Origin of the sequence: Rhodococcus sp. IEGM 1351, assembly GCF_030056875.1 — a bacterium.
Lineage (GTDB): Bacteria > Actinomycetota > Actinomycetes > Mycobacteriales > Mycobacteriaceae > Rhodococcus_F > Rhodococcus_F opacus.
Genome location: NZ_JASHKU010000036.1, coordinates 21,252 through 42,667 on the forward strand (window position 1 = coordinate 21,252; position 21,416 = coordinate 42,667).

Here is a 21,416-nt window from a genome sequence, read left to right on the forward strand (position 1 = left end):
ATGCCCGCATCGCACAGCACCCGGCGCGGTGCGCACACCCGACGCGGCCGGATTACGGCCGTGTCGGGTGCCGGCCTCCTCGCGACCGTGGTCCTCGCCGGATCGCTCGTCGGATGTTCCGAGGAGGGTGAGCAGATCCCGTCTATCGGGTACGCCATCGACAACACCGTCACCACCTACAACGCCAACAGCGTCGCGGGTGCGGTGTCGGGGGCGCGTCAGGCGTTCGCGCGGGTTCTGCCCGGGTTCAACTACACGGGCCCGGAAGGCGGACCGGTGGCCGACACGGACATCGGCACAGCCAACGCGATGCCCGGGGACGCCCTGACGATCCAGTACAAGCTCAATCCGAACTCCGTCTACTCCGACGGCGTACCGATGTCCTGCGACGATCTGGTGCTGACGTGGGCGGCGAACAGTGGCCGTTTCCCGATGTTCGATGCGGCGAGCACCGCCGGCTACTCGGACATCGACCGGGTCGACTGCCAGACGGGCGCGAAGGATGCCGTCGTCACGTTCAAGGCGGGACGCACTGTCACCGACTGGAAGTCGCTGTTCGACGCGACGTCGATGATGCCGGCGCACGTGGTCGCCAGTGCTGCCGGCGTGCCCGACATCGTGGCCGCCGTGCAGAATTCGGACGCGGACGCATTGACGCGCGTCGCGGACTTCTGGAACGACGGATGGACGATGGCGCCCGGCGACCTCGACCTCGCCAAGTTCCCCGCGTCCGGCCCCTACAAGGTCGAATCGTTCTCCGAGGATGAGGGCCTCGTGCTGGTGGCCAACGACCGCTGGTGGGGGAACCGTCCGGCCACGTCCCGGATCGTGGTGTGGCCCAAGTCTTCCGACGTGAGTGCGCGGATCGGTGACGGTTCGGTCGAGGTGGTCGACGTCGCCGCCGGATCGGCACCGGACCTGGGTCTCGGCGGGTTCGACGTGACGGAGGTGCCGTCGCGCAGCGTCGAGCAGTTCGTCCTGTCCACCTCGGGCCTGTTCGAGAACGCGGCCGGACGGCGGGCGTTCGCGGCGTGCCTGCCCCGGGAGGAGCTGGCGTCGAAGTTCGGGATCGCCACGGAGCCGGACGAGGCAGGCGCGGCGTCCGGGGGCCCGGTCGACACCCGGGTCACCGCCCCCGACAGTCTTGTTCACGAGTCGGTGGCCGGTGCCGTCGGCGGGCGGTACGAGACGGCGGACACCGCAGCGGCGGCGGATGCACTGGCCGACACCGGCAACACGTCGGCGACCGTCCGTGTCGGATACCTGGGTCCGAACCCGCGTCGCGCCGAGATCGTGGCGGCGGTGGCAGCGGCGTGTGCCCCGGCCGGTATCACCGTGCAGGACGTCGCGTCGCCCGAGTTCACGCCGTCGATGCTGCGCGAGGGGCAGGTGGACGTGGTCCTCGCTGGCACGGCCGCCGCTCCCGGCGCCGCGGGCACGGCGGCGGCCACGACCGCGATGTACGCCCTCCGCAGCGGTATCCGATCGAACTTCGGGGACTACAGCAACGGCCGCGTCGATCAGATCGTCGATCAACTCGCGGTCGACAGCTCCACCGCCACCCAGCTGTCGTTGTCGACGGAGGCGGAGAACATCCTGTGGTCGGACGTGCCCACGGTGCCGCTGTTCGACCAGCCGCGGACCGTCGCGTTCGCAACAGGTTTGCAGGCGGGAGCAATCAATCCGACGCGTTCGGGCGCCGGCTGGAACATGGACAGGTGGGTTCTGCGCAGGTGATCGACCATTCTTCGGCGCGTGACGCCGTAAACCGGCTCACCCGGTGGGCCGACGACTTTCCGCAACCCGGGGTGCGGTTCGCCGATCTGACGCCGGTCTTCTCCGACGCGGACGGTTTCCGCGTCGTCGTCGACGCGCTCGCCGCCTGCGCCCCGGAGGCGGACGTGATTGCCGCCGTCGACGCGCGGGGGTTCCTCCTCGGCGGCGGCGTCGCCCGGGAACTGGGCTCCGGTGTGGTGGCCGTGCGGAAGTCGGGCAAACTGCCGCCGCCCGTGCTGTCGCAGTCGTACACCCTCGAATACGGAACGGCCACGCTGGAGATTCCGAGCGGATCGATCGGTCTGGACGGGCGCTCGGTGCTCGTCGTCGACGACGTCCTGGCCACCGGCGGAACCCTCGACGCCACGGCACGACTGGTGGAATCCGCAGGTGCCCGGGTGATCGGTGTCGCCGTGGTCCTGGAGATCGCCGCGCTGGGTGGCCGGGAGCGGCTCGGAAAGTACCCGCTCACGTCCCTCGTCACGATCTGAGTACTAAAGTTGTGCCTGGTGGTCGTCACGGCCACCGGGGCGCATGCCCGAGACCAACCAGGGCCGCACGGCCCGAGCCATTTCAGTGGTAGGAGGTGACGGCATGACTTCGAATCTTGATCGGTCGCAGAACACGGGATCAACCTCGTCTGCGCAATCCGATGCCGAGTCACCTGCAGCGAACCCGGCTTCCGGTAACAACCGTGGAGCACAGGGATTCGCCGTTCCGGCGTCCGCATCGCGCCGGGTACGAGCGCGACTCGCCCGGCGCATCACGGGTCAGCGGAACACGACCATCCGGCCGGTTCTCGAACCGCTCGTCAGCCTGCATCGCGAGCTCTATCCGAAGGCGGACCTGGCGCTCCTGCAACGCGCCTACGACGTCGCGGAGGAGCGGCACGCCAGCCAGCGCCGCAAGTCGGGCGACCCGTACATCACGCATCCGCTCGCCGTCGCCAGCATCCTCGCCGAACTGGGGATGGACACGACCACGCTGGTCGCGGCCCTGCTCCACGACACCGTCGAAGACACCGGCTACTCCCTCGAGCAGTTGACCGACGAGTTCGGCGAAGAGGTCGCCCACCTCGTCGACGGCGTCACCAAACTCGACAAGGTGGTACTCGGCAACGCCGCCGAGGGCGAGACCATCCGCAAGATGATCATCGCGATGGCCCGCGACCCCCGCGTGCTGGTGATCAAGGTGGCCGACCGGCTCCACAACATGCGGACCATGCGGTTCCTGCCGCCCGAGAAGCAGGCCCGCAAGGCCCGCGAAACGCTCGAGGTGATCGCGCCCCTGGCCCACCGGCTGGGCATGGCGACCGTGAAGTGGGAACTCGAGGACCTGTCCTTCGCGATCCTGCATCCCAAGAAGTACGACGAGATCGTGCGGCTCGTCGCAGACCGTGCGCCGTCCCGCGACACCTACCTCGCGAAGGTTCGCGCGGAGATCAACGCGACGTTGACGGCGTCGCGCATCAACGCCGTCGTCGAGGGCAGGCCCAAGCACTACTGGTCGATCTACCAGAAGATGATCGTCAAGGGCCGCGACTTCGACGACATCCACGACCTTGTCGGCGTGCGAATCCTGTGCGACGAGGTCCGCGACTGCTATGCGGCCGTCGGCGTCGTCCATTCGCTGTGGCAGCCGATGGCGGGCCGGTTCAAGGACTACATCGCGCAGCCGCGGTACGGCGTCTACCAGTCGCTGCACACCACCGTGGTCGGGCCGGAGGGCAAACCCCTCGAGGTGCAGATCCGCACCCACGACATGCACCGGACCGCCGAGTTCGGTATCGCCGCGCACTGGCGGTACAAGGAGACCAAGGGCAGGCACTCCGGTGACGTCGCCGAGGTCGACGACATGGCGTGGATGCGTCAGCTCCTCGACTGGCAGCGTGAGGCCGCCGACCCGGGTGAGTTCCTCGAGTCGCTCCGCTACGACCTGGCGGTCAAGGAGATCTTCGTCTTCACCCCCAAGGGCGACGTGGTGACGCTGCCCGCCGGGTCGACACCCGTCGACTTCGCGTACGCAGTGCACACGGAGGTCGGGCACCGGTGTATCGGCGCCCGGGTCAACGGCAGGCTGGTGGCGCTCGAACGCAAGCTCGAGAACGGCGAGGTCGTGGAGGTCTTCACGTCGAAGGCCGTCAACGCAGGCCCGAGCCGCGACTGGCAGACGTTCGTCGTCTCCCCGCGCGCCAAGACGAAGATCCGGCAATGGTTCGCCAAGGAACGTCGTGAAGAGGCGCTCGAGGCGGGCAAGGACGCCATCGCGAAGGAGGTGCGGCGGGTCGGGCTGCCGCTGCAGCGCCTGATGAACGCCGAATCGATGGCGTCCATCGCGCACGAACTGCACTACACCGACGTGTCGATGCTGTACACGGCCGTCGGTGAGAGCCACGTGTCGGCGCAGCACGTCGTCCAGCGTCTGGTGGCTCACCTGGGCGGTGTCGGCGACGTCGAGGAGGAGCTGGCCGAGCGGTCGACTCCGTCCACGATGCCGATGCGCCCTCGGAGCACCGGCGACGCGGGCGTGCTCGTTCCCGGCGCGGAGGGCACGGTCGCCAAGCTGGCCAAGTGCTGCACACCGGTTCCCGGCGACGAGATCATGGGTTTCGTGACCCGGGGCGGCGCGGTCAGTGTTCACCGCACCGACTGCACCAACGCGGGCTCTCTGCAGGAGCAGTCCGAGCGCATCATCGAGGTCAAGTGGGCGCCGTCGCCGTCGTCGGTGTTCCTGGTGGCCATCCAGATCGAGGCGCTCGATCGGCACCGGCTGCTGTCGGACGTGACGAAGGCGCTCGCGGACGAGAAGGTCAACATCCTGTCGGCGTCCGTGACGACGTCCGGCGACCGGGTGGCGATCAGCAAGTTCACGTTCGAGATGGGCGACCCGAAGCACCTCGGGCACGTGCTGAACGTGGTCCGCAACGTCGAGGGCGTGTACGACGTGTACCGGGTGACGTCCGCCGCGTAGCAATGACGAACGGGACGGTCGTTCGATCTGATCGAACGACCGTCCCGTTCGTGTAGCCGGGGGGAGAGGGTCAGCCGACCTTCACGGTCTCGATCTGGACCGGGGTGTTGGGCTTGCCGCCGCCTGCGGACATGGATCCGTCGTCGCCGTCCGCCGCGATCTTTTCGACGGTCGCGAGGCCCTCCTCGGAGATCGTCCCGAACACGGTGTAGTTGGGCGGGAGCACCGAGTCGGCGTAGACGAGGAAGAACTGGCTGCCGTTGCTGCCGGGTGTCCCGCTGTTCGCCATCGCGACGGTGCCGCGCGGGTAGACCACCGGATTCGCGAGTGCCGGATCGTTCGGCGCGAACGCCGTCTCCGGGTACTCGGTGGTGAATCCGTAGCCCGGTCCGCCGGTGCCCTTCCCGCTGGGATCGCCGCACTGCAGGACCTGCAGGCCGAGCTCCGTGGTCAGCCGGTGGCAGGGTGTGTCGTCGAAGTAGCCCTGCTGGGCCAGACTCGTGAAGCTGTTGACCGTGCACGGGGCTTCGGCGCGGTCGAGGACCAGGCCGATCGGTCCGGCGCTGGTCTGGAGGTCGACCGGGACGGTGCCTTCGGTGGAGACCCCGGAAGTGGGCGGCGGGGTGACGTCCTTGGCGGCGGGCTGCCCGGCCGGATACGTGCAGTCCACGGTGGCCGCGGCCGGCGCCGGGACCGGCGGCAGCGTGCCGAACTTGGACAGATCGAGCGACTGTTCCGCCGCGCTCGTGGGGGCCGCCTTCGACGAGGTGCCGGTCGACGTGCCGCCGGAGTCCGACGAATCCGAACAGCCGGCGAGGAGGACCGCGAGGCTCACGCCTGCGACGAGGATCGAGGTGCGTTTCATCGGTCCATCCTCACACGAGACTCAGTCCATCCGGACGGACGTGATGTCGATAGGCAGGTTCGGCTTGCCGCCGCCGGCCTGCATCGATCCGTCGTCACCGGCCGCCGCCACCTTCTCGATGGTCGCGAGACCGGTCTCGTCGACCTTCCCGAACGCGGTGTACTGCGGGGGCAGCTGCGAGTCGGCGTAGACGAGGAAGAACTGGCTGCCGTTGCTGTCGGGCTGACCGCTGTTGGCCATCGCGATGGTGCCGCGCGGGTACGTCACCGGCACCTGCAGGGACGGATCCGATGCCTCGTACTGGTCGGTGGGGAATTCGTTGGCGAAGCCGTAACCGGGACCGCCGGTGCCTGCGCCCGTGGGATCACCGCACTGCAGGACCTTCAGTCCCTCGGACGTGACGAGCCGGTGGCACGGGGTGTTGTCGAAGTAGTTCTGGCTCGCCAGGCTCAGAAAGTTGTTGACGGTGCACGGGGAGTCGGCGTTGTCCAGGATCAGGCCGATGTTGCCCTGCGTCGTCTGCATGCTGACGCTGACTTCCTGGAGGGTGGTGTCGATGTCGTCGGTGCGCGGCGGGTTCACCTGCTTCGCCGGCGGCTGAGTGCCGGGGGTGTACGTGCAGGACACCTTCTCGGGCAGCGGTTCGGACCGGCCCGCCGGCATCACACCGGGCGACTGCGGCGACGCCGACACCGACTCGGCCGCCGACGCTTCCGTCGCGTCGTCGTCGCTGCTGGTGAGGGCGAAGACGACGGCGCCCGCCGCCACCACGAGCACGACACCGAGCACCGAACCGGCGATGGTCAGCTGCTTACGCTTGCGTGCTCTGTCGGCGCGGCGTTCGAGCTGACGCTCGAGCTTTCGTTTGGCTGCTTCCCGGCGCTGCTCGTTGCTCGGCACTGCGGTGGTCCTCCCGTATCGGTCTGTCTGGCAGTCGGTCGATCGATATAGCAGTTGGTCGGTGCGAACTACCCCCGGCACACGACCTCCAGAGTCTGCCATCCGAACCTGAGAACATCCTGCCGGGGCGGCGGCTTAGGCTGTAGCGACTGCAATGTCCACTCGAACAGGAGCCTCACAGGTGCTCGTCACAGGATTCCCGGCCGGGATGTTTCAGACCAACTGCTACATCCTCGCGCAGGACGATGCCCAGGAATGCGTCGTCGTCGACCCAGGACAGAACGCCGCCGAACCGTTGTTCGAGTTCCTGGACCAGTCGAATCTCACGCCGACCGCGGTGCTCCTGACCCACGGTCACCTCGACCACGTCTGGAACGCCTACGACGTCTGCGAGAAGTTCGGTATCCCCGCGTACATCCATCCCGAGGACCGGTACATGCTGTCGGACCCCGGCCGCGGCATCGGACCGACGATGAAGCCGTTCATCGAGGGCATGACGTTCGTCGAGCCCGGCGAGGTGATCGCGCTTGCCGACGGCGACGTGATCGAGCAGGCCGGGATGTCGTTCGCTGTGGACCACACCCCGGGGCACACGCAGGGGTCCGTGGTCTTCCGGACCCGCGTGGCCACCGAGAACGGCCCCGTCGAGATCGCCCTCACCGGTGACACGCTGTTCCAGGGGTCGATCGGCCGCAGCGACCTGCCCGGCGGCAATCACGAACAGTTGTTGCAGTCCATCGCCGACAAGCTTCTGATCCTCGCCGACGACACCGCGGTCCTGCCCGGGCACGGCGGGTCGAGCACCGTCGGCGCCGAACGTGGGTCGAACCCCTTTCTCGTTGGACTCTCGGGATCGAAATAAGGAAAAGTAACGACAGTGAGCAAAGCCAGCACCTTCTCCGCCCCCAAGGGCGTCCCCGATTACGTCCCGCCGCAGTCGTCCGAGTTCGTCGCGGTCCGTGACGGACTCACGCGCGCTGCGCGACTGGCCGGATACGGCCACATCGAACTTCCCATCTTCGAGGACACCGGGTTGTTCGCCCGCGGCGTCGGCGAGTCCACCGACGTCGTCAGCAAGGAGATGTACACGTTCGCCGACCGCGGTGATCGTTCGGTGACCCTGCGGCCGGAGGGCACGGCGGGCGTCATGCGGGCCGTGATCGAACACGGCCTGGACCGCGGCCAGTTGCCGGTGAAACTGAGCTACGCCGGACCGTTCTTCCGTTACGAGCGCCCGCAGGCCGGTCGTTACCGCCAGTTGCAGCAGGTCGGGGTGGAGGCCATCGGTGTCGACGACCCCGCCCTCGACGCCGAGGTCATCGCCATCGCCGACGCCGGTTTCCGCGGCCTCGGCCTCGACGGGTTCCGGTTGGAGATCACCTCCCTCGGTGACGACACGTGCCGGCCGCAGTACCGGGAACGGTTGCAGGAGTTCCTGTTCGCGCTTCCCCTCGACGAGGAGACGCGTCGGCGGGCGGAGATCAACCCGCTGCGCGTGCTCGACGACAAGCGCAAGGAGGTGCGCGAGATGACGGCGGACGCACCGCTCATGCTCGATCACCTCTCGGACACGGCGAAGGCGCACTTCGACGAGGTGCTCGCACACCTCGACGCGCTGGGTGTGCCGTACGTGGTGAACCCGCGAATGGTCCGCGGCCTCGACTACTACACGAAGACGACGTTCGAATTCGTCCACGACGGTCTCGGCGCGCAGTCGGGTATCGGTGGCGGCGGACGGTACGACGGTCTGATGGCTCAGCTCGGCGGTCAGCCGCTGTCCGGCATCGGTTTCGGGCTCGGTGTCGACCGGACCGTCCTGGCGCTCGCTGCCGAGGGCAAGACCGCAGGCTCGACCGCCCGCTGTGAGGTCTTCGGCGTCCCGCTGGGCGAGGAAGCGAAGGCGAAGCTGGTGGTGATCGCTCAGCAGTTGCGCGCCCAGGGGATTCGAGTCGATCTCGCGTACGGCAACCGCGGGGTGAAGGGCGCGATGAAGGCCGCCGACCGATCCGGCGCCGCGCTGGCACTCGTGCTCGGCGACCGCGACATCGCCGACGGGACGGTGGGAATCAAGAATCTCGCCACCGGAGATCAGGAATCGGTCTCCTCGGCGGATGTCGTCGCACGCGTCGGAGCCATCCTTGGCGCGTGACGACACCGCGCCGGTGTCACTCGACCTCGTTCCGATCGAGTTGATCGCGCCGCGACTCAAGCGGGTCGCGGCGATCGCCGTGCTGATCGGTGTGGTGGTCGGCGTCATCGTCGGGTTCTTCGGGCCCGTGTGGGTCGGTGTGACGGTCGGGGCCGTGATCGCGGTCCCGACCGCCGCCTCCGCGCTCCTCACGTTGCGGCGTCGAGTCACACTGCAGACCGGGCGAATCCGGTCGACCGGGGGACTGCGTAGCCGGCACGTCGACGTCACGAGGGCGGTCGCGGCGGAACTGGTGGTCCGTTCGGCTCGGGTCAGCGAGGTGAGCGTGCGGATCACGGACCCCGACGGGAGCCTCGCGATACCGCTCGCCCTCTACACGACCGACGGCGGCCGTGAACTCGAGATCCTCGGGCTCCGCAGGCTGGCCGACGCCCTGACGACGAGCGAACTGGTGCCGGCCGCCGCGATCGCGTCGGTGCTCATCGAGCAGCTCCGTGCGGAGGCGCGCGGCGCGGGCCTTCCCGAACGCCCCCTGTTCCGGGCCGTGGAACTGGTGCGTTCGGAAGGCCGCGTGCCCACCACCACGCTCACCGATCACGAGGTGGCAGCGCTCCTCGACTGAGCGATCAGCTCTGGTCGCCGAACGGAGTGTCGTCCAGGTCTTCGCCGCCGATCACGGCGGGCGCGACCATGGGGAGGTCGCCGACGAACGCGTTGTTCTCGCCGGCGTTGACGAGGTAGCTCGGTGTGGACCGCCCGCTCAGCTGGTCGTCGCCGCCGCGCCCGGCGCCCGCCATCCCCGCCCCGCCCATCCCGCCCATGGCTCCGCCGGGTGCGAGAGGGGACGAGGCGGCGGCCGGAGCGGCGCCGGGTGCGGGAGCGGTCCCCGGTGTCGCCGGGGGCACAACCGGCCCGGTGATCGTTCCGCGGGGTACGGAACCGCTGCCCGCGGAGACGCTTCCGCCCGCGCCGCCGCCGTACATGCCGATGCCCGCGCCGCCGGCGATGCCCACAGCACCCGGAACTCCGCCCGCTGCCCCGTGTGCGGGGATGACCGCGGATTTCGCCGACCGGGCGTCGGCAGGCAGGTCCGACGAGGAGACGCTCGCCGCCTGGGTGCTCGCCGACACCAGGTCGCCGACACTGTCGGTGACGGTGGAGATCATCGGTTTGCCCACACCCTCGATCACGGTGGAGGCGATGGCGAATGGTGACGTCGGTGCGGCTGCCGCCACGGCTCCGGGCGCCGGGGGCGGCGGTACCGGAACCGGGGCGGCCAGACCGTTCATCGTGAGGGTCTGTTCGTTGAGTTCGGTGCGCGTCTGCGTCACGACCCCGATAGCAGCCTTGAGGTGCTCGGCCGCGGACGCGAGCAGCATCGCCTGCCCGGGCGGCGTCATCACCATCGGCGCGGCGGCGACCGCGGTGGCCGCGAACGACTCCGAAATCGTCATGAGGTTCGCGTTGCCCCGCGCCACGGACGCGGCGGCGGTCTGCGTCGTCGTGGAGATCTCCGTGCCGCGTTCGCTCAGTTCCGTGCCGCTGGACTGAGCCTGCAGGCCCTGTGACTGCGCCGCCTGTGCTGCCTGGCTCTGCCAGATCTGGTCGAGCACCTTCAGTCCCGACATGCTCATCGACATCGCCTGGTCGATCATGCCCGAAGACATGTCGAGGAGGGAGGTCGGATCGAACGGGCCGAACGTGCCGGTGCCGAAACTCCCGGCGAGATCGGTGAGCGGCTTGAACAACTCGTCCACGCCCGGCAGTCCGGGCAGCCCGTGACCCTGCAGCAGCGCCTCCACCGGGTTCGGCGGCAGTGGAGGCAGCGGCGGAAGGGCCGGTAGTGGCGGCAGGTCACCGAGCGGCGCATCGAGGAACGGGCCGAGCGGAGAGTTCTGCAGGGCCTCGAGCGGAGTGCTCGGCAGTGGCGTCGCGAGCGCGTCGCCGACGGGCGTTCCCTGGATCAGGTCGAGGATCGATCCGTGCTCCACAGGGTGCCCGGCGGGTTCGGGGGACGTCATGCGAGGTCCCCGATTCCGTCGCCGACGCCGCCGAGCGCAGCGCCGTTGGCACCGTCGACGGAGTCGTAGGAATCGGCGGTGGCATGCGCCGCGATCGCGGTCTGCGCGTAGTGAGACGCGAGTTCGGCGACCGACCTGGCGTGATTTGCCTGTGCGGCGGCGAACGACGCGAGGAAGTCGGCGCCGATCGGGCCGAACACGGGCGCGAGTGCCGCGAGATTCGCGCCGAGATCGAGTGCTGCGGCGCTGCTGATCTGTTCGGCGGCCTGCGCAGCGGTGGCGCCGTAATTCCTGATGCCGTCCGTGACGACAAAGACATCGCTCAAGATAACCCCCCAGTGATAAGCGTTCGCCAGACTTTATCTCACGGGCCCGACGTGCACGGCTAGAGGCGAAGGGGTGTTCCGCCCGCCGTCTCGGCGAGCAGTGCCCGCGACTTCGCCCGGATTTCGTCCATCGGCTTCGTCCATCCGAGGGCGCGGAGGCAGGCGTCGGCGAGGAGTCCGGCGGCACCCTCGTTCTCGGGCCTGGGAAGCAGTCCGCGTTCGATGTCGGCGCGGGTTGCGATGGCGCTCTCGACTATTCGGAACGGCAGGTCGGTCAGGGCGGGGGAGGTGTCGCCTGAATCGTCGGTGATTTCCGTGAGGGCCTGGTCCGCCAGCTGCCGGTAGTGCCGGCGCAGCAGGGTTCGCTGGGCGCGGAACGGCTCGAATCGATCGGTCAGCAGTTCCGGAAGAAGATACAGCGCACCGAGGTTCCATTTGGTGGCGGTGAGTTGCGTGACGTCGTAGGTGGCCAGCGCGTGCAGGCGCACCGTGGCGGGCGCGGCGGCGTCGGCGAGCCGCCCCGCCGCGGCGAGCGCGGGGGACACCGTCTCCTCGAGGAGCGCCACCAGGATCTCCTCCTTGTTGGGGAAGTGGTGGTAGAGCGATGCCTGCCGGATACCGACCATCTCGGCGATCTGCCGGGTCGAGGTGGCCGCGAAACCCTTGGTGGTGAACAACTCTCCGGCGGCGTCGAGTATCTCCTCGGGAGTGGTCTGCCCTGGTCTGCGCTGATTGGTCAGTCGGGGTCGTCCCGGCCCTGTGGTCACCGCTCCATGATGTCAGGTCGCTCTCGGGATCGACGGTCTCCACCCGCAGTGAGGGTTTCGTCATGCTCCCGAAACGTAGGCAACGATGCTGTTACGGCCGGCGGCGATCTGGATACGCGGGCGTCACCCATCGAGGCCCTTCCGCGAGAAAACTATCGAGCGACAGATATTGCTCTCGCCGAAGGAGTAAGCCCTTGAGTACACCCACAAGGACTGCGCAAGTGCTGACCGCGCCGGCCGCACCTCCCCGCCCGTCCGGCGGAACCGGCGTCGACGACACGGGCGACCTCGGCGAATTCGGCTACGAGCAGCAACTTCACCGTTCCCTGGGTAAGTTCGCGTCGTTCGCCGCCGGCTTCTCGTTCGTCTCCATCCTCACCACCATCTTCCAGCTCTTCGGGCTCGGATTCGGATTCGCCGGACCCGCCTTCTTCTGGACGTGGCCGGTGGTGTTCGTCGGCCAGTTCATGGTGGCGCTCAACTTCGCCGAACTGGCCGCCAGGTACCCCATCTCGGGGGCGATCTACCAGTGGTCACGCCGGATGGGCGGCGAGGTGGTCGGCTGGTTCGCCGGATGGTTCATGATCCTCGCGCAGATGGTGACGGCATCCGCCGCGGCCATCGCGCTGCAGGTCGTGCTCCCCAACGTGTGGAGCGGATTCCAGATCATCGGTGAGGACAGCACGCTGACGTCCGCGAGTGGCGCCGCCAACGCGGTGCTGCTGGGCTCCGTCCTCCTCGTGCTCACCACGTTCATCAACTGCATCGGCGTCAACTGGATGTCCAGGATCAACAACATCGGCGTGACCTGCGAGATCGTCGGCGTCATTGCGGTAATCGGCATGTTCCTCACCCACGCCCAGCGCGGACCGGAGGTCGTGTTCGACACCGGCACGGCCGGGGCGTCACCCGGGTACGGATGGGCGTGGATCGTGTCGGGTCTGATGGCGGCCTACGTCATGGTCGGATTCGGCTCCGCGGGCGAACTCGCCGAGGAGACGCGGAACCCGCGCCGGGTGGCGCCGCGCACGATCCGCCTCGCGCTGTCCGTGTCGGCGCTCGGCGGTGGACTGATGATCATCGGTGCCCTGATGGCCGCGCCGAGCCTGACCGACGGCCGGCTCGCCGCCGAGGGCCTGCCGTACGTGCTCTCGTCGATCCTCAGCTCGCCCTGGGGCACACTCCTGCTCGTCGACGTCGCGATCGCCGTGTTCGTCTGCACGCTCGCCATCCAGACGGCGGCGTCCAGGCTGGTGTTCTCGATGGCACGCGACGGACGGCTGCCCGCCTCGCAGATCCTGTCGACGGTGAACACCCGCACCGGAACACCCATCGCGCCCTCCGTCCTGATCGGCCTGGTCTGCATCGGCATCCTCGCTGTCAACGTCGGGAACTCCGCCATCTTCGCGACCCTCTCGAGTGTCTGCATCATCCTGATCTACCTCGCCTACCTGATGGTCACGGTGCCGCTCCTGCTGCGCAGGTTGAAAGGCTGGCCGCACGGAGGACCGCAGGTCGACGCGGACGGACGGAAGCTGTACTCGCTCGGACGGTTCGGCCTTCCCGTCAACATCCTGGCCGTCGGCTACGGCGCGCTGATGGTCGTCAACCTGTCCTGGCCGCGCGCGGAGATCTTCGACCCCAGCGGCGACTATCCCCTCCTGCGGTGGGCCGCCCCCGTCACCGTCGCCGCCGTGGTCGCGCTCGGAGTCGCGTGCTTCCCGCGCGGCCGCACGACCCCCAACCCCATCACGATCGGAGCCTGACATGACCTCAGTGGACACCTCGACCACCAGTGCCGCGAAGGAACACGCGCGTGCCCAGTCGGGAGCGGTCACCGACTCGATGCCGGTGGTCCCGGCGTCGTCCTGGCCCACCCCACCGTCCGACATCGATCCGGCACAGCTCACGTGGGCGGAGACGGTTCCCGGTGGCCGGTACACCACGAAGGTGCTGGGCCGCGGCACGCGACTACGACTGCGTGACCTCGACGGCCGGGCCTGCGCCCACCTGCTGCTGTACCGGGCGGACGCGCCGTGGGAGCGGCTCAACGTCGCCGACACCGTCAAGGTGCCGTGGCAGGCGTACCTGGGGGCGGGACATCCGCTGCTCTCCGATCAGGGGCGGGTGCTCGCGACGCTCATGTCGGACGGGTCCGGGCGGCACGACGCCCTGTGCGGCACCACGTCGGTCGCCTCGAACACCGCGAAATACGGTGACGGCAACCTGCATTCGGCGTCCCCGGCCGGCCGTGAACTCTTCACCGTGGCGGCGGCGAAGCACGGACTCGAGCGGCGCGACCTCCCACCCTCGCTGTCGTTCTTCCACGGGGTGCGGGTGGGGGAGGACGGGTCGCTGAGCAGCATCGGATCCGCCGGCGCGGACACCGCGATCGACCTCGTGATCCACCTCCCGGTGATCGTCCTGATCGCCAACACGGCGCACCCGCTCGATCCTTCCCCGACGTACGACACGACCGCGCTCGAAGTGCTCGCCTGGACCGGCGCCGACGTGGCCGAGCCCGTCGACGCCGATCCGGAGTACCGACGCGCCTTCCTCAACACCGAAGACGTCTGGGCTGCAGCGCAGCGCCAGGGACTGGAGCAGGCATGACCACCACCATCGAGACCGCACCGCTGGTACCGGGAACGGTGATCCTGGACGAGGAAGTCGGCGCCCGCGGACCCTGGTCCACCGTCGTCGTGGCCGGTGACGTCCTGACCATCGTGGATCTGTGCGGCAACCAGGCCGTGGACACCCTGATCTATGCGGCCGACGATCACCGGCAACGCTACTCGGCCGCCACGACGGTGTCGGCGCAGCGAAATCTGTTCCTGACCACGGGAAGTGTCCTCCGCACCGACGATCACGACGCGCTGATGACGCTCGTCGCCGACGAGGTCGGCTCCCACGACACGGTGGGCGGCGCCTGCTCGCAGGAGTCGAACACCCTGCGGTACGGCCACCACACCAAGCACCAGCACGCCTGCGTCGAGAACTTCCTCGCCGAAGGATCCCGGTGGGGGATCGGCAAGCGGGACCTGGTGTCGAACATCAACTTCTTCATGAACGTTCCCGTCGACGCCGACGGCACGCTCGGAATCGTCGACGGCCTCTCCGCACCCGGCCGCCGTCTGGCACTCCGCGCGGAGCGTGACGTTCTGGTACTGGTGTCCAATTGCCCGCAGATCAACAACCCCTGCAACGGTTTCGACCCGACCCCGGTGCGGATGATCGTGACCCGGCCGGCGGGAGTGCAGGCATGAGCGCCAAGATCACCGTGCACCGGCCCGGCATGCTTACCACGGTGCAGGACTTCCCCGGACGGACCGGGTACTGGCACGTCGGTGTGCCGCCGTCGGGGCCGATGGACGACCTGTCGTTCCGGCTCGGCAACACCGCACTCGGCAACGATGAGGGCGCCGCGGGAATCGAGTGCGCCATGTCCGGTCCCGCACTGCAGTTCGACGAGGACACGGTGGTGTGTGTGACGGGCGCGCCCGCCCCGGTCACCGTCGACGGAGTGCTGCAGGCGCAGTGGCGTCCGGTGCGGGTTCCGGCAGGCGCAGTCATGGACGTCGGCGCGGTGGCAGGACCCGGTCTCCGCATCTACGTACTCGTCCAGGGCGGACTCGACGTCGACGACTTCCTCGGCAGCGCCTCGACGTTCACGCTCGGCAAGTTCGGCGGACATCAGGGCCGCACGCTGCGGCAGGGCGATGTTCTCGCGGTCGGCGAGCACACCGGCGCCCGCGCGGCCGCCGTTCCCGCCGAATACGTTCCGGCCCTGTGCAGTCGCTGGGAGATCGCGGTCACCGAGGGCCCGCACGGCGCACCCGAGTTCTTCACCCGCACCGACATCGACACGCTGTACCGGACCGACTACGAGGTGCACTTCAACTCGGACCGCACCGGGGTGCGGCTGATCGGACCCAAGCCCGACTGGGCCCGCACGGACGGCGGCGAGGCGGGACTGCATCCGTCCAACATCCACGACAACGCGTATTCGGTCGGCGCCCTGGACTTCACGGGGGACACCCCGATCCTCCTGGGCCCGGACGGACCGAGCCTCGGTGGGTTCGTCTGCCCTGTCACGGTCGTCTCCGCGGAACGCTGGAAGCTCGGACAACTGGCCCCCGGCGATACAGTGCGTTTCGTGCCGATCAAGGCCGACCGGGCCGCGTCCGCCCGGACGCTGGGGCCCGCACGGCGGGCGGCGCACTCGACGGTCTTCTCCACCACCGGTGACCGCGACGACGGCGTGATCGCCCGGCGCGACGGCGAGACCGCCGTGACGTACCGGCGGTCCGGCGACGACAACGTCCTGGTCGAGTACGGCGACATGACCCTCGACCTCGCACTGCGGGCCCGCGCGCACGCGCTGCACCAGCGTCTCGAGGTCGAGAAGCCGGCCGGGCTCCTCGACCTGACGCCGGGCATCCGCTCGCTGCAGGTCCGGGTCGACCCCGACGTGCTGCCGATCCCGAAGCTCATGGGGATGCTCGGCGAGGCGGAGGACGCCCTGCCCGCGGCGAACGAACTCGTGGTGCCGAGCCGGTCCGTGCGGATGCCGCTGTCGTGGGACGACCCCTCGACGCGTGAGGCGATCCAGCGTTACATGCACGGTGTCCGTTCCGACGCACCGTGGTGCCCGTGGAACATCGAGTTCATCCGCCGCATGAACGGGCTCGGCAGCGTCGACGACGTCTTCGACACCGTCTTCGGAGCGGAGTACATGGTGCTCGGGCTCGGTGACGTCTACCTCGGCGCACCCGTCGCGACACCACTCGACCCGCGGCATCGGCTGGTTACCACGAAGTACAACCCGGCCCGCACGTGGACGCCGGAGAACGCGGTCGGTATCGGCGGGGCATACCTGTGCATCTACGGAATGGAGGGTCCGGGCGGCTACCAGTTCGTCGGCCGAACCACCCAGGTGTGGAACCATCGGCATCCCGAGAAGTCGGGCCCGTTCGAGGACGGTACCCCCTGGCTGCTGCGCTTCTTCGACCGGATCTCCTGGTACCCCGTGGAACCGGACGAGTTGATGGACCTGCGATCCGACGTCGCAGCTGGTCGCGGCGGCGGTATCGAGATCACCGAGGGCACGTTCTCGCTCGCCGAGCACCAGCAGTTTCTCACGGCGAACGCCGAATCGATCGGCGACTTCCGAGCCGAGCAGACCGTCGCGTTCGCCGCCGAGCGGCAACGATGGTCCGCGGCAGGGGAGTTCGCGACGGTGGGCTGATCCGCGTTACGCGAGCGTGTCGGTCAAGCTGTCCGGCCTGGGTGCGTCCGCGCGTTCCCTGGGCACGTAATGCAGTTCGACCACCCCGTTGCCGTACGACTCGGAGCCCACTAGTCGGAGGTCACGCTGGTCGGATATCTCCGAGAACCAGGGAACGCCGGGCGACAAGACCGGATAGACGAAGAAGTAGAACTCGTCCACCAGCCCCAGCGCGAGGACCGATCGCGCGAAGGACGATCCGCCGGACAGGTGAATGTCCTTGCCCGGCCGGCTCTTCAGATCCTCGAGGTACGCCGCCAGCTCGTCGTCGTTGGCCACGACGGCCTGTTCGTTGTCGGCCTCCTCCGTTACGCCTGTCGCTCGGCCAGTTCGGCGAGCTGCTCCGTGACGGTGCCCCAACCGTCGTAGAAGCCCATTTCCTCGTGGGTGTTGCGGTCGGCGTTGTTCTTGTGCATCACGTGGGCGACGTACTCCGTGCCCGTCGGATGGTCGTTCAACGTGATGATCGCGGTCATGAACGGCTGTTCGGCGGGTCGCCAGCCACCGACCAGCGAGTTGGTGAACACGATGCGTTCGAGTTCGTCGACGGCGAGGAAGCAGCCACTGATGTGCGGCACGAATTCTCCACCGTTCTCACTGATCTGGGTCGTGAACGCCCCGCCCGGGCGTAGTTCCATGTCGACGACCCGGCACCGCGACGGCGCGGGGACCCACCATTGCTCGAAGCTGGCGGGGTCGGTCCAGGCGCGCCACACGACCGGACGGGGTGCCCGGATGATGCGCGAAATCGTGAGGTCGAGATCGGGTCTCGCAGTGTCGGTCATCGCGGTGTGTCCTTTGCGGGTGTCGTGACGGTGTGTTCGGTGACGAATTGTTCGAGTCGGTCGGTGCGGCTCTCCCACAGTTCCTGTTGCTCCGCGAGCCACGCCTCGACGGCCGTGAACGGTTCCTTCTCGATCGCGCACGTCCGTACGCGGCCCTCCTTGTGCGTCCGGATCCATCCGCTGTCCTCGAGGAAGTGGATGTGCTTCATGAAGGAGGGCAGGGCCATGTCGAACGGTTTCGCCAATTCGCTGACCGTCGCCGGGCCCCGGCTCAGACGGCCCAGCACGGCCCGCCGGGTGGGGTCGGCGAGCGCTTGGAAGATGCCGTTCAGCTGCTCCGGATACTGAGCCATAAGGCAAAGTATCCACCGCGACAATGGTTAGTGCAAGGGCTAAGTGTGGCCCTCTGGGTGGTGTCCCCTCTGGGTGGTGTCAGCCGAGCTTGCCGTGACCGGGGGTGAGCGGGACGTCCAGGGCGTCGTAGAGCCCCGGCGCGGCTGTCCGCAGCCACGGGATCGCGTTGACCAGGCGCCCCACCGCGGTGGCGTTGCCACCGGCCGCTCGGTTGCCGCCCTCGTCGGTGGCCTCCACGTTCACCTCGATGCGCGGTCGTCCCTCGATGATCACCTTGTGAGCGCCGTCCCCGCCGTCGGGCGGCACGGGCCAGTCCGGGGCGCACGAGGGGTGGATCCGCGTGACGTGCTCGATGACGATCAGAGGCTCGCCGTCCACGATGCCCTGGACTTCGAAACGCAGCGCCCCCTGGGTGCCGGCCTCGAACTCGCCCATGAGATCGGTGGTGATCGTCTCGTCCAGCGGCCGGCGCAGCAGGGTCTCCCGGATCTCGTCGAGCTCCACACCGAGGGCCCGGGCGATGAGCCGAATCTGGCCGCCCCACACCATCGTCGGTACCGTCGCCGCGACCATCGGCGGTTCGTAGTCCATCGGCTGGCCCATGCCGACGAGGTACCGCACGGAATCGTGCTGGTCGTACGTGGTGTAGTCGAAGATCTCCTGGCAACGGATCTGATCGATCGTGCCGGCCAGGCCTGTCAGCAGGATCGGCAGGATGTCGTTGCCCCATCCCGGATCGACGCCCGACACGAACAGGGCGCCGCCGCCGGACTTCGCGGCCGCCTCGATCGGGTCGCGCAACTCGGCCGGCGCGTTGCGCTGGTCGTAGAGCGCATAGATCGACGGGGTCACGACGACGGCCCCGGCGGAGAGTGCGCGGGTGATGTCCGCCGCCGCACCGTCCGGGCGGATGTCACCCGACGCGGCGTAGACGACAGCGGCGGGGGACGTCGCGAGCACGGCATCGGCGTCGTCGGTTGCTGCCACCCCCACCGAGCGGCCCAAGCGGGCGAGGTCGCCGGCATCGCGTCCGACCTTCTCCGGGTTGGCGACGATCACCGCCGTCAGCTCGAGTCCGGGATGTGCGTCGATCGCGCGGATCGCGGCCCGTCCTGCATTCCCGGTGCCCCACACCACGGTCCGGATCTTCCCCTGGTCAGCCATGGAATCGGACCCTACCCAGTTTGCGAGGTGGGCATTGCCCGAATGGGGCAACATCGGGTCCCCTGGAACTGTACGAAAAGGCTGGAGGGTGAGCTTCGGGCTTGCCGAGGCGGTAGACACGGAGTGGGCCCGCCCGTGGGGGGTGCTTCGCACGGGCGGGCCTTTCCCCGACACGCACCGGTCGGCGGTGCGTCCTTGGGTGCAGCACTGATCCCTCATAAGGGGGCGCATGTTGCCTGTTTGCGCGGGTGTGCTGCCTGCGTGACTGCGAGTGAAGTTGTGGGTCGGAAGCTTTGTCCGGTGGCCTCCTTGCTGTGGTTCGGTGTATCGGTTGGTCACAATTGTGGGTTGACCTGCGCGCTTTCACATGGGTCGTTCGGCGGATGTGGGTACCTGTCTTTTCTGGTTGCTTCCAGGTGTGGCCGTGTTCAGGTTCAGGTGGACAATGGGGAGATGCACCCGCACGGGACGCTGCCCGGTTCGGAAACAGGTCTGAGCAGAGCCGAACTGCTGGCCGCGGTATCGCTGGCGATCGACCTCGGTCTGGGTCAACCGATGGAACACATGCTTCGGTCGTCGTTGATCGCGACACGGATCGCGGAGCGGATGGGACTCGGCCCGCAACAGCGAGCTACCGTGTACTACGCCAATCTGGTCGGGTGGATCGGTTGTCACGCCGACTCCCACGAACTCTCGGCACTCTTCGGCGACGACATTGCCTTCCGGGCCGACACTTACGCGGTCGACATGACCGGCCTGCCGTTTCTGCGCCTGATGATGAGTCACGTGGGACGCGGATTGCCGGGCTGGGAACGCGGCATCCGTGCCGCCGGCCTTCTGGTCGCGGCTCGCAGCCAGGTTGCCACACTGATCCATTCGCATTGCAGTTCCGCCGGGGTCCTTTCGGATCGGATGGGCTTGGACGGGCAGGTCGGAAAGGCGCTGGCCTACGTCTTCGAGCGCTGGGACGGCCGGGGGTTGCCCAACGGTTGTCGCGGAGAGGGTATCCCGGTCGAGATCCACATCGCTCACGTTGCAGATGTCGTCGAGGTGCATCTGCGGACGGGTGGGCTCGAGCACGCGAAGGGCGTTCTCCGTTCCCGGCGCGGCAGTCAGTTCAGCCCGGCCGTGGCGGACGTATTCGAACGTGACGCGGCGGCGATCGTGGACGGATTGCTCGAAATAGACGTCTGGGTTGCGGCGTTGGCTCGAGCACCCGATCGTGATCGAACCCTGAAGGCCGACGAGAGCGACGAGTTGCTCAGGGCCATGGCCGATTTCGTCGATCTCAAATCTCCGTTCACTCTGGGGCATTCGCGTGGTGTCGCGAACCTGGTGGCCGGGGCGGCCCGCCACCTGGGCATGTCGCCGTCGGACATCACGCATCTCTACCGTGCCGGCCTCGTGCACAGCCTCGGCAAAATGGGAGTGTCCAACCAGATCTGGGAGAAGAAGGGGCCGCTCACCACGGCTGAATGGGAACGGGTGCGGATGTATCCGGATCTGACCGGCCGGATACTGAGCCGAGTCAACGGCTTGGAGTCGGTGGTGTCCGTCGCGATGAAGCACCGGGAACGGATCGACGGGTCCGGCTTTCCCCGGGGGATCGCCGGCGCGGAGCTGACCGCGCAGGACCGGCTGCTTGCCGCGGCGGAGGCTTATCAGGGACTGCTCGAGCCACGTCCACACCGGCCGGCGCTCGATCCTCGCGGCGCTGCCGATCGGTTGAGAGAGGAGGCGCGCGCCGGACGCCTCGACGCCGCGTCGGTGGCAGCCGTGCTGTCGGCGGCCGGGCAGCGGCTGTCGCGGCGGACGCCCTGGCCTGCCGGGCTGACCGACCGCGAGGTCGAGATCCTGCGACTGGTCGCGCAGGGCCGGTCGAACCGAGAGATCGCCGCCGAACTGTTCATCGCCGAGAAAACGGCACGCAACCACGTCGAACGTGTCTACACCAAGCTCGGGGTGAACAACCGCACGCAGGCCAGTCTCGCCGCGATCGATCGGGGTCTGGTGGGCTTCCCGGTCAATGCGGCCGTGGGGAAGTGACGCATC

Annotated in this window: 20 protein-coding genes; 11 read left to right on the top strand and 9 right to left on the bottom strand. The window is 68.3% G+C overall.

Going from position 1 to position 21,416, the window contains the following annotated elements; all coding sequences use genetic code 11:
• The 3 genes from QM806_RS36770 (at window position 1) to QM806_RS36780 (ending at window position 4,746) form a co-directional block, all read left to right on the top strand.
• Window positions 1-1,737, top strand: a complete 1,737-nt coding sequence (locus QM806_RS36770) for an ABC transporter substrate-binding protein (protein WP_120659203.1) — start codon at window positions 1-3, stop codon at window positions 1,735-1,737.
• Entirely contained in the window at window positions 1,734-2,267 is a 534-nt protein-coding gene (locus QM806_RS36775) for an adenine phosphoribosyltransferase (protein WP_052023982.1), read from the top strand. The genes QM806_RS36770 and QM806_RS36775 overlap by 4 nt, the downstream gene beginning before the upstream one ends.
• A gap of 103 nt (window positions 2,268-2,370) precedes the next feature.
• Window positions 2,371-4,746 (top strand): RelA/SpoT family protein, encoded by a 2,376-nt coding sequence (locus QM806_RS36780; protein ID WP_005241006.1) that lies wholly within the window; start codon window positions 2,371-2,373, stop codon window positions 4,744-4,746.
• Between the two features lie 70 nt (window positions 4,747-4,816).
• Here the strand turns inward: QM806_RS36780 and QM806_RS36785 are convergent, their stop codons facing one another.
• Window positions 4,817-5,611, bottom strand: a complete 795-nt coding sequence (locus QM806_RS36785) for a peptidylprolyl isomerase (protein ID WP_005566973.1) — start codon at window positions 5,609-5,611, stop codon at window positions 4,817-4,819.
• Window positions 5,612-5,632: 21 nt separating this feature from the next.
• On the bottom strand, window positions 5,633-6,511 hold the full coding sequence (locus QM806_RS36790) for a peptidylprolyl isomerase (RefSeq protein ID WP_005260891.1): 879 nt from the start codon (window positions 6,509-6,511) through the stop codon (window positions 5,633-5,635).
• A gap of 181 nt (window positions 6,512-6,692) precedes the next feature.
• Between QM806_RS36790 and QM806_RS36795 the strand changes: the two genes are divergently transcribed.
• Genes QM806_RS36795 through QM806_RS36805 form a run of 3 tightly spaced genes read left to right on the top strand, consistent with a single transcriptional unit; the run spans window position 6,693 to window position 9,282 of the window.
• Complete coding sequence (locus QM806_RS36795; protein WP_283294663.1) at window positions 6,693-7,373, top strand: MBL fold metallo-hydrolase; 681 nt, start codon at window positions 6,693-6,695, stop codon at window positions 7,371-7,373.
• Window positions 7,374-7,388: 15 nt separating this feature from the next.
• A complete protein-coding gene (gene hisS, locus QM806_RS36800) occupies window positions 7,389-8,660 on the top strand; it encodes a histidine--tRNA ligase (RefSeq protein ID WP_005260893.1) in 1,272 nt (423 codons plus the stop codon).
• A complete protein-coding gene (locus QM806_RS36805; protein WP_007298695.1) occupies window positions 8,623-9,282 on the top strand; it encodes a hypothetical protein in 660 nt (219 codons plus the stop codon). Before hisS ends, QM806_RS36805 begins: the two co-directional genes overlap by 38 nt.
• A gap of 4 nt (window positions 9,283-9,286) precedes the next feature.
• Here the strand turns inward: QM806_RS36805 and QM806_RS36810 are convergent, their stop codons facing one another.
• The 3 genes from QM806_RS36810 to QM806_RS36820 are packed head-to-tail and all read right to left on the bottom strand — an operon-like array spanning window position 9,287 to window position 11,774.
• Window positions 9,287-10,681 carry a hypothetical protein gene (locus QM806_RS36810; RefSeq protein ID WP_265147391.1) on the bottom strand — a complete coding sequence of 465 codons (1,395 nt, stop codon included), beginning with the start codon at window positions 10,679-10,681 and terminating at the stop codon, window positions 9,287-9,289.
• On the bottom strand, window positions 10,678-11,007 hold the full coding sequence (locus tag QM806_RS36815; RefSeq protein WP_265147392.1) for a type VII secretion target: 330 nt from the start codon (window positions 11,005-11,007) through the stop codon (window positions 10,678-10,680). The genes QM806_RS36810 and QM806_RS36815 overlap by 4 nt, the downstream gene beginning before the upstream one ends.
• Before the next feature lie 59 nt (window positions 11,008-11,066).
• Window positions 11,067-11,774 (bottom strand): TetR/AcrR family transcriptional regulator, encoded by a 708-nt coding sequence (locus QM806_RS36820; RefSeq protein ID WP_120659200.1) that lies wholly within the window; start codon window positions 11,772-11,774, stop codon window positions 11,067-11,069.
• 221 nt (window positions 11,775-11,995) lie between these two features.
• Between QM806_RS36820 and QM806_RS36825 the strand changes: the two genes are divergently transcribed.
• From QM806_RS36825 to QM806_RS36840, 4 genes are read left to right on the top strand one after another with little or no spacing between them, the layout of a single operon-like run.
• Window positions 11,996-13,540, top strand: coding sequence for an amino acid permease (locus tag QM806_RS36825; RefSeq protein WP_120659199.1), 1,545 nt, complete (start codon window positions 11,996-11,998; stop codon window positions 13,538-13,540).
• A 1-nt stretch (window position 13,541) separates the two neighbouring features.
• Window positions 13,542-14,387: an urea amidolyase associated protein UAAP1 gene (locus QM806_RS36830; RefSeq protein ID WP_169695200.1), complete on the top strand. Its 846-nt coding sequence runs from the start codon at window positions 13,542-13,544 to the stop codon at window positions 14,385-14,387.
• The gene (locus QM806_RS36835; RefSeq protein ID WP_120659197.1) at window positions 14,384-15,040 is read left to right on the top strand and encodes an urea amidolyase associated protein UAAP2; all 657 of its coding nucleotides are present in this window, start codon (window positions 14,384-14,386) and stop codon (window positions 15,038-15,040) included. Before QM806_RS36830 ends, QM806_RS36835 begins: the two co-directional genes overlap by 4 nt.
• A complete protein-coding gene (locus QM806_RS36840) occupies window positions 15,037-17,022 on the top strand; it encodes a 5-oxoprolinase/urea amidolyase family protein (RefSeq protein WP_182624036.1) in 1,986 nt (661 codons plus the stop codon). The genes QM806_RS36835 and QM806_RS36840 overlap by 4 nt, the downstream gene beginning before the upstream one ends.
• Before the next feature lie 6 nt (window positions 17,023-17,028).
• On the opposite strand, the gene QM806_RS36845 is transcribed toward QM806_RS36840, so the two are convergent.
• The 4 genes from QM806_RS36845 to QM806_RS36860 all read right to left on the bottom strand — a co-directional run bounded on the left by QM806_RS36845 (window position 17,029) and on the right by QM806_RS36860 (window position 19,364).
• The gene (locus QM806_RS36845) at window positions 17,029-17,340 is read right to left on the bottom strand and encodes a dihydrofolate reductase family protein (RefSeq protein ID WP_283294669.1); all 312 of its coding nucleotides are present in this window, start codon (window positions 17,338-17,340) and stop codon (window positions 17,029-17,031) included.
• A 29-nt stretch (window positions 17,341-17,369) separates the two neighbouring features.
• Window positions 17,370-17,846 carry an SRPBCC family protein gene (locus QM806_RS36850; protein WP_283294670.1) on the bottom strand — a complete coding sequence of 159 codons (477 nt, stop codon included), beginning with the start codon at window positions 17,844-17,846 and terminating at the stop codon, window positions 17,370-17,372.
• Window positions 17,843-18,199 carry an ArsR/SmtB family transcription factor gene (locus QM806_RS36855; RefSeq protein ID WP_005572695.1) on the bottom strand — a complete coding sequence of 119 codons (357 nt, stop codon included), beginning with the start codon at window positions 18,197-18,199 and terminating at the stop codon, window positions 17,843-17,845. Before QM806_RS36855 ends, QM806_RS36850 begins: the two co-directional genes overlap by 4 nt.
• 79 nt (window positions 18,200-18,278) lie before the next feature.
• Window positions 18,279-19,364, bottom strand: coding sequence for an NAD(P)H-dependent amine dehydrogenase family protein (locus QM806_RS36860; RefSeq protein ID WP_005572694.1), 1,086 nt, complete (start codon window positions 19,362-19,364; stop codon window positions 18,279-18,281).
• A gap of 453 nt (window positions 19,365-19,817) precedes the next feature.
• Between QM806_RS36860 and QM806_RS36865 the strand changes: the two genes are divergently transcribed.
• Window positions 19,818-21,410 carry an HD domain-containing phosphohydrolase gene (locus tag QM806_RS36865; protein WP_005572693.1) on the top strand — a complete coding sequence of 531 codons (1,593 nt, stop codon included), beginning with the start codon at window positions 19,818-19,820 and terminating at the stop codon, window positions 21,408-21,410.
• Window positions 21,411-21,416: the final 6 nt, after the last annotated feature.